General features: G+C 44.5%; 16 protein-coding genes and 1 pseudogene. All 17 read right to left on the bottom strand.

The window, feature by feature from the left end; all coding sequences use genetic code 11:
* The 17 genes and pseudogenes from ACZ5Q0_RS08855 to ACZ5Q0_RS08775 all read right to left on the bottom strand — a co-directional run bounded on the left by ACZ5Q0_RS08855 (position 1) and on the right by ACZ5Q0_RS08775 (position 12,781).
* On the bottom strand, positions 1-1,128 hold the full coding sequence (locus ACZ5Q0_RS08855; RefSeq protein WP_447182477.1) for a hypothetical protein: 1,128 nt from the start codon (positions 1,126-1,128) through the stop codon (positions 1-3).
* A gap of 26 nt (positions 1,129-1,154) precedes the next feature.
* Positions 1,155-3,332 carry a phage tail protein gene (locus ACZ5Q0_RS08850; RefSeq protein ID WP_447182476.1) on the bottom strand — a complete coding sequence of 726 codons (2,178 nt, stop codon included), beginning with the start codon at positions 3,330-3,332 and terminating at the stop codon, positions 1,155-1,157.
* A 119-nt stretch (positions 3,333-3,451) separates the two neighbouring features.
* Entirely contained in the window at positions 3,452-3,793 is a 342-nt protein-coding gene (locus ACZ5Q0_RS08845; RefSeq protein WP_447182475.1) for a type II toxin-antitoxin system RelE/ParE family toxin, read from the bottom strand.
* Between the two features lie 3 nt (positions 3,794-3,796).
* Positions 3,797-4,045 (bottom strand): type II toxin-antitoxin system prevent-host-death family antitoxin, encoded by a 249-nt coding sequence (locus ACZ5Q0_RS08840; protein WP_446818407.1) that lies wholly within the window; start codon positions 4,043-4,045, stop codon positions 3,797-3,799.
* Positions 4,046-4,202: 157 nt separating this feature from the next.
* Positions 4,203-4,349 carry a hypothetical protein gene (locus ACZ5Q0_RS08835; protein ID WP_447182474.1) on the bottom strand — a complete coding sequence of 49 codons (147 nt, stop codon included), beginning with the start codon at positions 4,347-4,349 and terminating at the stop codon, positions 4,203-4,205.
* 131 nt (positions 4,350-4,480) lie between these two features.
* The gene (locus ACZ5Q0_RS08830; RefSeq protein ID WP_447182473.1) at positions 4,481-6,271 is read right to left on the bottom strand and encodes a reverse transcriptase domain-containing protein; all 1,791 of its coding nucleotides are present in this window, start codon (positions 6,269-6,271) and stop codon (positions 4,481-4,483) included.
* Between the two features lie 590 nt (positions 6,272-6,861).
* A complete protein-coding gene (locus ACZ5Q0_RS08825; RefSeq protein WP_447182472.1) occupies positions 6,862-7,278 on the bottom strand; it encodes a hypothetical protein in 417 nt (138 codons plus the stop codon).
* A 326-nt stretch (positions 7,279-7,604) separates the two neighbouring features.
* Positions 7,605-8,180 (bottom strand): annotated as a pseudogene (locus tag ACZ5Q0_RS08820) (major tail protein); the annotation flags it as partial.
* Between the two features lie 43 nt (positions 8,181-8,223).
* Entirely contained in the window at positions 8,224-8,580 is a 357-nt protein-coding gene (locus ACZ5Q0_RS08815; protein WP_464827106.1) for a hypothetical protein, read from the bottom strand.
* Positions 8,581-8,592: 12 nt separating this feature from the next.
* A complete protein-coding gene (locus tag ACZ5Q0_RS08810; RefSeq protein ID WP_447182884.1) occupies positions 8,593-9,003 on the bottom strand; it encodes an HK97-gp10 family putative phage morphogenesis protein in 411 nt (136 codons plus the stop codon).
* 38 nt (positions 9,004-9,041) lie between these two features.
* Positions 9,042-9,356, bottom strand: coding sequence for a head-tail adaptor protein (locus ACZ5Q0_RS08805; RefSeq protein ID WP_447182883.1), 315 nt, complete (start codon positions 9,354-9,356; stop codon positions 9,042-9,044).
* Positions 9,283-9,489: a hypothetical protein gene (locus tag ACZ5Q0_RS08800; RefSeq protein ID WP_447182897.1), complete on the bottom strand. Its 207-nt coding sequence runs from the start codon at positions 9,487-9,489 to the stop codon at positions 9,283-9,285. The genes ACZ5Q0_RS08805 and ACZ5Q0_RS08800 overlap by 74 nt, the downstream gene beginning before the upstream one ends.
* A complete protein-coding gene (locus ACZ5Q0_RS08795) occupies positions 9,486-9,794 on the bottom strand; it encodes a head-tail connector protein (protein WP_447182471.1) in 309 nt (102 codons plus the stop codon). The genes ACZ5Q0_RS08800 and ACZ5Q0_RS08795 overlap by 4 nt, the downstream gene beginning before the upstream one ends.
* Positions 9,795-9,812: 18 nt before the next feature.
* Positions 9,813-10,460, bottom strand: a complete 648-nt coding sequence (locus ACZ5Q0_RS08790) for a hypothetical protein (RefSeq protein WP_447182470.1) — start codon at positions 10,458-10,460, stop codon at positions 9,813-9,815.
* A gap of 63 nt (positions 10,461-10,523) precedes the next feature.
* A complete protein-coding gene (locus ACZ5Q0_RS08785) occupies positions 10,524-11,717 on the bottom strand; it encodes a phage major capsid protein (RefSeq protein WP_447182469.1) in 1,194 nt (397 codons plus the stop codon).
* Positions 11,718-11,722: 5 nt separating this feature from the next.
* Positions 11,723-12,532 carry a head maturation protease, ClpP-related gene (locus ACZ5Q0_RS08780; RefSeq protein WP_447182468.1) on the bottom strand — a complete coding sequence of 270 codons (810 nt, stop codon included), beginning with the start codon at positions 12,530-12,532 and terminating at the stop codon, positions 11,723-11,725.
* Positions 12,533-12,598: 66 nt separating this feature from the next.
* Entirely contained in the window at positions 12,599-12,781 is a 183-nt protein-coding gene (locus ACZ5Q0_RS08775; protein ID WP_447182467.1) for a hypothetical protein, read from the bottom strand.
* Positions 12,782-12,845: the final 64 nt, after the last annotated feature.

The raw sequence follows: 12,845 nt of genomic DNA, 5'->3' as shown, positions 1-12,845 counted from the left end.
TTAGACTTTTTCAATGGCGGTGATTCTGCCGCTACTGTCAGTAGTATAGGTGTAATTTGCTGTACTGGCGTCTGCATAAGTAACAGCAAAAGAAGCTTCATCAACCATTAATGAAGATACTTCTTTTAACAAAAGCTCTGAGAATATATCTTCTAAGGTAATGGAGGTAATCCGCCCGCTAGCATCGGTGGTAAAACTGTACTGGGCATGGTACTGATGGCTTGCTCCTTTTTCTACTTCATAGGTAACATTGACGGTGTTATCCACCACAGATAGTTCCTTGACAATGGTGTAAGAAACCTGCAGGTCATAGACCTGGTTTTGCAGATTATCTACCGAACTGCTCACACCACTAATAGAGCTTTCTATCCGGTAGAAGGTATCGGAAATACTGGGCCGGTAGGAACCTACTTCCACCCGGATGTTATATCTATAGAAGGGATTGTACTCTAAGGAAATAATCCTGGTTTTAACGTTAATCCCCAGGGGGTTAAAAACTATCTGGACATTGTCCCCTACAGATAAATTCAGCAACTTAAAAAAGGCAATATCATAGGAAGAACTATTCTCCCGGGAATCATATGATACCGCCACATTGGTTACATTTTTTGTATCCATCACCAGCTGGTAATTGGTACTTCCTCTATGGCTTCTGATATTAATTTTGTAACCGTCGTATTCAATCTCCCCGCCTAAGATGGCGATGTACTGCATCAGGGCCGCCCTTCTGGAGACCTTTTGGTTGATTTTCATAGTAACACTATCGGTGAAATCTACGATACCGGCTGTAAAAGGTGTTCCCGCTAAAACTTGAGTTAATCCTGCGGTAGGATCTCCGGTAAAATCAAATTCAGTGATGTTATACATTTCATGATTAAGTAGATATGACACATGTTCACAAAGGACTGAGCAGATAGGTAGATCCCCCTGAAGGGATTTACTAATCTGCACAATCTCAAAGGACTGGCCATCTATTTTAGCTACCTGCCGGGTTTTTAAAGCCAGGGCAGACTTGGCCAGTACCGTAAAAGATAGGGTATATTCCCCATCCAGGGTTTCTCTTAAGTTAGCACTCATGACTTTTTTAATGGATTGAATCAGGGTACTTCCTGCATATATGTCAATCATGGCCGGACTGCCCTCCTTTAATTTATTTAAGCTCCGGCTACTCCCAGGTTTCTAACGGTGACCGTATTTTGGTTCCACTGCAGCTGGGCAATTACTCGGGTTAAGATATTTCCGTCAATGGTTAAGGGAATGGTCACATCAAAGACTGCTCCGCTGCTGCCGGCTTCTACCCCGCTGACTACACTATTCATATCTAAATCAAAGTCGGTAGGAATAGCCCTAGCCATTTCTTTTTCTACATCTTTCATAGCACTACTAAACCCTTCTCCAATTCCTTGCCCCATGTTTTCACCAATACCAGCAAAGACTTTAGATGGTGAGCGGATCCCTAGTACCCCTTTCATACTGCTCACGATACCGCTTACCATGCTGTTTACTTTACTTTGGATCCAGCCCAGCATGGATGCAATTCCACTCCAAAGACCTTGTATGATGTTTTTGCCAATCTCCACTATGGAGACGGCAGCTTTTCCTATGCCAGTTATAATGGCGAACACAATCTGCGGCAGGCTTGCGACTAATTGAGGCAGGGCCTGAATTAATCCAGCCGCAAGCATAATTGTAAGTTCAACGCCTAATCCAATAATTGTGGGCAGATTTCCTGTAATAAAATTAATGATGCTAGTAATGATATGAGGCAACGCCTCAATAAGCTGTGGCAGAGCATTTAAAAGCCCTTCCGCCAGTCCAGTTATTATGGCAAAAGCCGCCTCGATGACTTTATCCATGTTCTCAAGCAGCCCTTGTACGATTGTTATAACCGCACTCATCGCCGCAGGAATCAATTCCGGCAAAGCAAGGCCTAAGCCTTCTACAAGAGCGGTCACTAATTGCACCGCCGCATCGATTATTAGCGGGAGGTTATCGATTAGTGCACCGACAATCGTCATAATCGCATCAACGGTGGCCGGAATAAGTTCCGGAAATAGGTTCAGGATTGTTTCCAGTACCTGGCTAAACAAATTCGTGACAGTATTAAGCAGTGTAGGAAGCAGATCGCCGACCGCCGACAGAATCGCATCCATTGCTATCGGCAGTGCAGTTACGATATTCTCTAAGACAGGCACAATGTTTTTAACCACCGCCTGAAAAGCGTCCACTAGGTTCTGTGTTAGCTTCGTCATGTCAGCGTTGGTGTTGCCAAGCCCCGCTGTGAACGAGCCGAGCGCAGCCTTCATCAACCCGATGGAGCCGGTTATGGTTTGTGTGGATTCCCTGGCAAAGTTTCCCGCGTACTGCTCTGTATTCTCAAAGAACATTTGCATTGCGACTTCAGCTTTTTCGGCGTTTGTAGCAGATGCCCAGGTGAAATCCAGGCCCTTGGCGAGGGCGTAGGCTTCAATGTTGGTAGCATTCATCGCAACGCCAAGGTTATCCATCATCGTGAAGTTGCCCTTGGCTGCTCCCGCAACAGAATCCAAAGCCATCTGCATATCAATGCCCATCACAGATGCCATATCTGCCGCCCGCTGCATTGCCTTTTCCGTCAATTCAAGGCTTTTTTGCTGTTCAATGCCGGAGCCTTGGAACAAGGCCCCCATCTTGTTAGCGGTAGCCAGATAATCACTCTGTGACACGCCGAGGTTCTTGTAGGCTTCCTCGCCCGTCTTTTGGATTGACGCGGCATATTGGCCGAACACGGCTTCCGACCCGCCAAGATTCTGTTCCAGTTCACCGAACTGTTGCACGACCTCTTTACCGAGTTTTATCGCAGCGGCACCGGCTGCGACGGCCACTGTACCCATCGCCGCTCCGACACCTTTTAAGATACCGCCTAGTTTCTCAAACCTACCTCCAGCCGCATCTGCAGATTTACCTGTTTCCTCCAACTCATCGCCAAGTTTGTCCGCATCGGCGGCGGACTCCTCCAACTCCCGTTCCATTTTATTAAGCTCAGCATTGGCGTTATTAAGCTGGGTTTGCCAAGCTAGGGTTCTTTTATCATTTTCACCAAAAGATTCGGCGGCGTTTTTTAGCGCTCTTTCCAGGGTACTGATCTTTTCTTTTTGGGCATCAATTTCTTTATTTAGTACTGCATTTCGGGCGGTGATGGCCTGCAGGGATTTATCCTGCTTATCAAACTGGGAGGTGACCAGATTCATTTCCGAACCCAGCACCTTAAAGCTCTGGTTGATTTCCCTTAAAGCGTTTTTAAACTGCTTTTCCCCTTCGATGCCGATTTTAAGGCCAAAATTGTCTGCCACAGTGTTTCACCTCCTCCCATGCAGGCATGAAAAAAGACACCCTAGTTTTAGAGTGTCTTGTTATATTCTTCAATTATTTATTGACTCACAGAACTATAAAATAACCTCTTGCCTATACATTATTCCATATCTGTATCCTCCGTAAATTGAGGTTCTTCAAAAAGTATTCTTATATAATCTCGTCTGGCATAAAGTATTCGACAAATAGACACATAGGTATCATCTAATTTATAAAACACTATATACTTGCCACTAATCAAATATCGATAATCGGTTTCGATGTTGATTTTTGGTGACAACTCAATACCTAGTAGCGGAAACTCCTTTAGCTTTTCATAGCTTTCAATAATTTTTGAAATTACATTAATAGCAGCACCGGGGCTATCCAAATCATTTGTAATGTATTCTTTAATACCAAGCAAATCTTGCCTTGCCAGAGGGTTAATTCTTAGCTTGTGCATAAATTACACTCCAAGTTCTTTCCTGACTTGTTCCTCTGAAAGCCACTCTTCACCTGTCTTTATAGCTTTTTCCGCCTCCAACAACTTTGATAGAAGTTTAATAGTAGCCTGGCTCTTTTGATATTCTTTAATATCAAGAATTACATATTTCCCCCGGCCATTTTTAGTTAAAAATACAGGTTCCCCTACATCAATATCTTTTAGAACTTCGTTATAGCTTCTTAAATCTGACACCGGTTTTATATTAGGCATAACATCAACTCCTTTGCTGCTATTATTGTACCCTTATTTTACTTAAAATACAACGGCACAAGAGTAAGCTATTCCAGTTTATCTCCTCCGGTGTCCTTCGAGTCTAAAGATTTTTTCATCCTTTATGGTAAAATCTTGTAACTTTGAATCGGGAAAATCAGAGCCACTCAGGAATTACCTCATCAATAAAGGCGATTTTTTTAGGCTTGGCAACCCCGATAAACTGCTTATGGCATTCCCACAGATCCATCAAATAACCTATAGGCATCAGCCAGACTTCATCTTCTTTTCGGTTTAATTGCACCGTCCCATAGTGGAGTAGGAAAATGCCGCCTTGCCGCATTTCTACGGTAGGTTTGCACAGTCCTCTCCCGGAACCGGACTTACCCCTCTCAAGGTATCCGGCTCCCCATTGTTGTTTGGTCAGTTAAACTCTTAATGATGAATTGTGTTATGACAGTTTCTGCAAACCACCATAGTTTTTCGCCGTTTGGCTATCATCGCCACTTTCCAAGGCTCTTTCCCTTTGAGGTCTTTTACCTTGTGAATGTGATGAATTTCATAGTGTTCTGCATCCGTTGTCCCACATAGCTCGCAAACTTTCGCTTTCAACCTGTTTTCAAAGGTATTTCTTGCGCTCATGTGGATTACAAAAGCGTTTGGCAATATATCCGTACAGAATTTTGCCCCTTTGCAATCGGCTAATTTAGCGAAATAACAGCGCTTTTCACCCTTTTTAGTCGTATAAGGAATACCCCATTTGCCATGACCGTCTTTGAACTTCTCCTTGATTTTGCTAACCTTTGATTTGTGTTTTCCTGCAAGCGTTCGTAAACAACTATATTCCATCAGATATGCAAAATACCCAAGACTATTATAGTTGCTGGCTAATCTGTAATAATTGCATATTCCACGGAGTTCGGCGTTGTAGGTCATCACAATTTCAAGGTCGGTCAATCGTTCCAGGGCGGGTCTGTGCGTTGGGTAGACAGTACCGTTCAGCCGTTGTTTAACAACACCCTTTGAGAACAGGAATTTATTGATTTTATCTTCAAAGGGCACTAAGAGTTCCACATTATTGCTAAGCGTGCGTTTAGTACAACCATTTTTACCGCCGCGCTTAATTTTTCCGTTTCTCCTCACACGTACATCGTAGCCCAAAAACCGCGCGTAATCATTGCTATGGGTAATCAACGTTTTTTCGTCGCTGAGTTCCATTTTCAAGGTCTGTCCGATAAATTCGAATAACCTGCGCTTGATTTCCGCACAGTCCTCACGACTTCCGTTGACGGCAATCAAAAAATCGTCTGCATATCTGATATACTTGATTTTCTTATCAGTTTGTGACTTCGCGGGGGTTTGTAATAACTGTGCGCGAGTTGCTTTATATTCATCAAGCAATTGCCCACGCTTGTCACCGTCCGCGTTTTCGATTTCCTTACGGAGTTTTTTCATCTTTCTTCTTATAACCCCGTATTCATACGTGGAATGGGTTTCTCTCGGCTTGTTAAACTCTGCCTTTAACATCATTACAAACTTATCCAGTTCGTGCAGATAGATATTGGCAAGCAACGGCGAAATAATTCCGCCTTGCGGAGTACCGCTGTAGGTGTTGTGGTACTGCCAATTTTCCATATAACCTGCTTTTAAAAATTTGTAAATCAGTTTGACTATTCGTGCATCCTTCACTTTCTTGTTCAGCATACTTATTAAAACGGCGTGGTCGATATTATCAAAACAACCCTTAATGTCGCCCTCGACAAACCAACGCGCCCCTGTAAACTCTTTCTTCAAACTTGCCAGCGCGGTATGACAGCTTCGGTTCGGTCTGAAACCGTGCGACCAATCCAAGAAAGACGGTTCATACACAGCTTCAAGTACCATACGAAGTGCCTCCTGCACCAGTTTGTCCGTAAAAGTCGGAATGCCCAACGGTCGCTTTTTCCCGTTTCCCTTATCGATATAAGTTCTTCGCACTGATTTTGGCGTGTAGGTTTCATCACTAAGCGATTTTATTATTTTATCAATTTTCGCTTCGCTAAAACCGTCTGCGGTATCATTATCCACGCCACGGGTCGCTGCTCCGTTATTGGCATACAGGTTTTTATATGCTTCAAAGTAGATATCTGGTCGCAACAAATAGCGGTAAAGTCTTGTAAAAACTTCATCCTTGTTTGCGTTAGAGTTTACGCTGATTCTTGCTAAAATCTCTATTGTTGGTTGCATATGAGGTTTTCCTCCCTAATCAATTTTGATTTTAGTACACAACAACTGCGTCCCTTCGCCATGTGGACGGCTTTCCCGTCCTCGGACTACTACGAACGCTCCGTACCCATGCAGGGTATTCAAGCCCTGTGGCTATAGCCGCGTTGTGGCGTTCCTGTTTAGGGTATCCCCAGTTAACACTGCCTACAGGTATGTGCGGATTGTCGGTTTTGCTTTCGTTTCGTTATCACAAGTTCTCTTGCGTGTTGAACAGGATATTTGATAACCGATTGTCCCTCTATTAATGACAACCTTTCCTGCTCCAGAGGTTACAAACACATTTCCTCCGCCTACGACTAACAGAAACTGGAAACTCGCATTCAATAAACCCAATTTAAACCTTATATCCGCTTAATATTGCAGTTCAGTCGCACCAATGTGTTTTAAGGTGACTTACCGCTTTCCCACCGTGCTTTGTTCCCGTGCCAGCTTTCGCCTTTCGGTTAAGTGGGTTATTTCCCGAGTTATCGTTCGGAGTGGCTCCTACACCACATTAGGCAATGCCCTATCTGGGCGCACATAAAGGAGTCGGGTAAAGAGTTCTCCCTCACTTACCCGACCGCCTCGTTTTTTGACTCTTCACTCTCCACATTTCTTTTGGTGCCCTTCAGCATGCTGGCCATGATAGCATTTTTGTATTGGGCCAGATCCAAAGGCGAAGTCAAAAGCTCCATCTCTTCTTCAGTTAATAGTTCCTGCTTATCCTCTTTGTTTCTAAGATTGTGGATCAGGATGGACTGATTGGCCAGCAAAGTGATGAGCCACACCACTTCATCCAAGGCCATTTCAAAGTTCTCTGTTTTCATGAGTTTTTCGCCAAGCTTCTCAAGTCCTCCATAACGCTTAGCGATGGCTTTGGTCGCTTTCGTGGTAAGAATTAGCCGATACTCCCTATCACCAATGGTTATCACTGTACTTCTTTCTTCAGAAGCTTCATCTACTTCCACCGGTTTTATTTCATTAGCCATAAGTCATCCTCCCATCTTTATTCTGAAACCACTACCGTAGCTACAGTGGTGGTTACGCTATCAGCGCCGCTTAGGCTTAAAACACAATAGTAATAGTAGGTACCGGCTACTAAATCAGTAGGAATGTCAAAGCTGGCTGAGGTTTCCCCATTGATAATTGTGCCGCCAGTGGAACTATCCACCTCATTCTCATACCACTGGTAAGTGACTGGGTTACCGGTATTGCTGCTTGCTACCACCGAAAGGCTCTCGGTAATGCTGCCCTCAGTCACTTCCGTTGTAGCTGCCGGTTGAGTCGTAATGGTAATAGTGGGTGTCACCTCAGTAAAGTCGGGTTCATAAACAGATGTGAACCAATTGGTAATGATGGAAGCTGCCACTCCATCATCTCCTTCTGTCACTTCTGCTTTCCATGGGTGTTTATTCTCCCCATCAAGCTTGTTTCTCCTGAAAACAGTGCCTTCTATGGTGGGACTACTAAAGGTAATGGAATCCCCCTTGGTGGCCAGACTGGTAGCAGGAATACTAAAGATAACCCGATAAAGCCAGAAGTGACGATATTTCCCGTTAGCCTTTTTTGCCCGAAACCCAATAGCCACCGGGCTGCCACCATCCTCACTTCTGGAAACTACTACGTTGTTACTGTCAATCTTACAGCCGGTTAAGTCCTGGATAACTGCTGACGCAAGATCATCCACCCCCAGGCTCAAAGCACCGCTTTTAAATTCTTTGACTATTTCTGAAGCCCCATCATCGGCATACAAAATCGCTTCAATAAGCTCTACACTTAGCTCAGCGGTCATGGCCTTGGCCAGTATTTGGGGAGTGCCATAAGTTTCATCACCATTTGTATCTTCAGTGATTTTGGCGTAATATAGCCGATCCAATCCTATGGTTGCCACGATCCATTTCTCCTTTCAAAATAAAATCCGGCAAGTTAGCCGGTTATAGGGTTACTGCATATTCTTTAGCCACATCAATAGCTATATGGTGAAAGCCTGTTTCCGCCTCTTCTCCTATATAGCGGCGGTCAGTAATGGTAAAATCACTGGATATGAGTAAAGCCACTATCTGATTTTTTCTGGCCATATAGTTGCCTTTAGTAAATAAAGAAATCCGAGCTTCCTGTAGGTCCATCTGAGGCAGATTGTCAGCAAAAAAATCGAAGAGATCATTCATAGGGGTAATTACTAGATACTCTTCGGGGGCCTGATCGCTGAACACTCCGGTTTCCATAGGAAGCCCGGTACTCATTAAAGTTTTTTTGAGGTCTCTTAAAATACTGTTATAGTTGTTCACCATCTGCCTCCCTTCCTACGATTTATTGATTTCTTCATCCAGCTTCCTTTTCATAGCTTCAATACAGGCTTTTTTACTGGCGGTTTTAGCTGGTTTTAAGAATGGCTTAGCAGGTTGACCGGATTTACCATATTCTAAAATATTGGCAATCTTGGCATTGGATTCCCCATCATCCCGTGGTTCATCAAAACCCACCTTGACGTTATAATTGCCGTTTCGATCCAGCCCTGCCGGGCTTACCCCCAAAGCTTTTATAAGTTCTCCGGTGGAGCGAGGTTTTGATTTCAGATTGCTACCCACTACTGCCTGTAGGTTAGCTTTCACTTTATCCGCTACCACCTGGCCGCCTTCCTCAAGCACCTTGGGTATAATTACATCGGTTTTATCTGCCAGAGCCGATACTTTTAATAAAAAGTGTTCCGGCATTTTATAACTTAATCTTCCCAATGCTCCCCCTCCCCTTTTTATGCCTTGGTGGGTTCCAGTTTTTTTGCCAAAACCTCAAGGTAGAGCCCTTTTACTTTTTCCACATTGATGATGGTGTAGCTCCCAGTGTCGCAGACCAGAATCATTCCAGCTTTTAGCTCAAGGTCAGGAATCACCCGCAACTGGAACAAAGCATCGGCTTCGGTGTAGGCAGCCAGGTTAACCCATTTTCGGGAGGGGCGGCGTTCTTCCCGGTATGCCCGCGTACTGGCGATGATATTATCTTCTTTCTTCACAAAGCCTTCTTCGTCTTGGCTGGTGGTAGTCTCGATAATATCTATTAGAGTTATCATTTTCCCAAAGCTCATCTATTTCACCGCCTTTTATTAAGGCTTCATCATATCCGTGGTTGCGATTTTTGCGTCTGCCTTTTCGGTAACAGCGCTTCTGCCTTTTTCTTTGTCTGCCAAACTCTACTACTTTCACACTTTCCACTCCCTTCCCATGCGCAAAAGAAGATGAACAGCGTTCCAGACCTGCTCCGAGGCCTTAACATTATCGCCGAAGAAACCGCCGGTAGAGCCATCCCGGGATTCGTAAAAGTGAGAGGAAAGCATAATAACAGCCTGCTGGGTGGTAGCTGACATTGGCTCTTGTTCATAGGTTCCTGGGCTTAAATGTTGAAAGCTCTCTGCATAGGAAATAGCGGCGGCGATATACATCTCCAATAACTCATCGTCACTATCATGGTCTAAAATAAGGTTGGCCTTAACCTTTTCAAGTAGTGTCATCTCCGCCACATCCTTTCCTTATTCCCCTGCTGGAGCCACTATTTCAACCATGAATTCAGTTTTCTCATAGCCGGAGGACCAGAGTGTAAAGAGCTTAGGGGTTTCTACAATTTCATCACACTTGAGCCACATGATGATATCACCGTCCGTTCCGCCTACGGTAGCCGACTCCAAAACATCATCCTGAGTGAGCTGATAATCGTTGTATTTAATTTTGGTGATATCAGAAAGTCCGGTAGATATTAAAATCCCTATCCATTTGTGGATGCCCTGTGCCGGATTAGAACTATCAAACTCCACCAGTTCCTCCACATCAACCGTAACACTGATTATGCCATCGGCAATGGTAACAGCAGTGACCTTAATTTGATTCTCTGTTATCGGCTCCCCTTCAGTAGTTATCGGTGCTTTAGCAACAGATAAGTTCCAGGTGTCAAATTCCATGAAACCGGCATCCTTAAGCTTGGCAAGCAAGTCATTGAAGTTATCCTTTAGATCATTGACCGTCGCGGCGGTGCTATTGGCCTGGTTTGAAGCTATCGGGAAACCCTTTAAAAGGGCTCCTTCTTTAATCTCCAAAGAGCCACCCTCTTTAACTTCCAAGATCCCACCTATAACCGTTTTCTCGCCGCCTTGCTCGGTGTAGTTTTTTGTGTTGTATCCCATGGTTCTACCTCCTTAAAAAATTAGGCAGGCAGCCGAATGGACTACCCGCCCTTCTTTATTCTCTTAGGCCTTCTGCCTCAGAACCTTCACAGATTCGCTAAGAATTAGTTTAGCATCAAGGCGCTGCCAGGCTAAAAATCCTACCTGTCCATTAGCTGCATACAGTTCGTTCAGGCGTTTAAAAGTTCTGCCCTGACGATCAGCAATCCAGTAATAACTGAGATCACCAAAGAGAATAGTCTTCTCTCCGGCAGCAGCTATCGGCATATATTGAGAGGTTACCACCGGACGGTTTAAGATTGTATCTGGGGTTCCCTGAGTAATGGAGGGCTGCCACAAATATTGTCCCTGTCCATCCTTCAGCTTGCGGATCGCTTTTACCGTTGCATCGTTGACTACAAAGGTGGCATTTTTACGATAAGGAGCTTTCAAGCTAAAGAATAGGTCAATTACTTCCTCCATGGTAATCGCGGTGGGACTAGCTGCTGTGACACCAACCTCAGCTCCCCCAGTGGTATGAAGTAAACCTGTGGGCTTACTGCTACCGTCTCCCAAGAGGAAAGCCTCTTCTTCCGCAGCCCCAATGCGTCTGGCAAATTCCGTGGACACATATCCTTCCAGATTAAAGAAAGCATCATGTAAAAGCTCATCGGAGATTTTTAGCATGGTCCCCAGCTTATAGGCCGAAAGGCTAACCTGATCGAATTTGTCATCCTCTTCCTCAAAGGGTCCAGCCTCATCCATCCAGGAAGCTTTGCCGTGGCTCGCCACTACCGGAATCTTTCTATCCCCGAAGCTCGTAGAAATCACATGACAAAGCTTTCTCATCACATTGACTTCTTCCAAAGCTTGAATCAGCTGACGCTCATATTCATCCGGGACCAGATACCCCCCTTCCGTATCCTCACCTATCCTGAGGGCATTTTGTACCGCTGGGTTTACCCGGTTTCGCATAGCCCCCCAAAAGGCAACCTTATACTCCTCGGCGGCTCTACCGGTTTTTTCTTCTCCCATCTTATCCGGACGGGTGGTCAGAGGTTTGTTAATGGGAGCAGATAGCTCTCTGTCTATCATCTCCTGACGCTCAAGGCGCTCTATTTCCTTCCCTAAACTCACAACTTCGTCTTCCATCTTTTCATAGACTGCAGTGTCTTCCGGAGAAATAAGGCCGTTTTCCTGACGGTGTTCGTCTAAAAACCTTTTGGCCTGTTCCCAGACCGCTGCCCGTTTTTCTCTTAATTCTTGAATTCTCTTCATCTTCATTACCTCCAATTTTTAATTAGATTCAGTCGTTTTTCTAACTGGGCTACAGGAACCTGATCCACTTCATTAGCCGGTTGCTCCAGTGTTTCCTGGAAATCGTTAGGCTGCTTGCTGTCTAAGGGTTCAGGTACTCCTTTGTTTACTGTAAGCTCCGTCATCCTGGCTTTAATCCCCGGCAGCTTTTTTAATAGGGTGTTGGTAACAGTTAACTGGTCAAAAATAAAGCCCTGGTCGGCCATATCCACCGGCAAAGCTTCATAAAGAATCCTATCGGCAAATCTTAGTTCAATGGCTTTATGGGCACTCATCCAGGTTTCTGCGTCCATCATATGGGCGATTTTTATTCGGGAAAGACCGGTCTTGTCGTGATAGGCATTGATTATACTCTCCTTCACTTCGCTAAGTAGATTAATACCTACCTGAAGATCCGCCACTTCACCCGCGATAAGCATGGCAGGATTATGGATCATGATTACTGAAACGGGAGAAACACACACTTCGTCTCCGGCCATAGCAATTACCGATGCCGCACTGGCAGCCAGGCCATCCACATGTACGCTGATTTTGCCGGGATATTCTTTAAGCATGTTGTAAATCCGGGCTGCAGCAAAACAGTCTCCCCCCGGCGAGTGTATCTTTACGATGATGTCATCAGTATCAGAGCCGCTGCCATAAAGCTCACTCTTAAACTGTTTGGGGGTGACATCATCATCAAACCAAGAGGACTCTGCAATATATCCTTCTAAATATAGGGTTCTTACTGCAGGCTCCCCGGCTTCATTCGTCACCCAGCGCCAAAATTTATCCATCCCATCGACCTCCTTTTGGGCACAAAAAAAGACGTTATCTAAACGTCTTCTAAGGCTACTTAAGATTTATTTATTTTCTGTTTTTTCTTGTTTAATCTCCCTTCGAACTTCTTTAACTAAATTAACAATATCCTCTTCGCTCTTAAGACCTAATCTTTCCGCTTCTCCCGCCATATCATTTTGAACCTTTTTAAGAACCTCCATGGCAGAATTAGTAATTTCAATCCTATCCTCTTTTTCAGCCCCCATTAGGACACCCCCCACATTCATACTGATTTATAACAAGTATATGCATTTGCAGGGATAAATCAAA

It is taken from the genome of Syntrophomonas erecta subsp. sporosyntropha, assembly GCF_055395365.1.
This window is presented reverse-complemented; position numbering and strand designations above follow the sequence as displayed.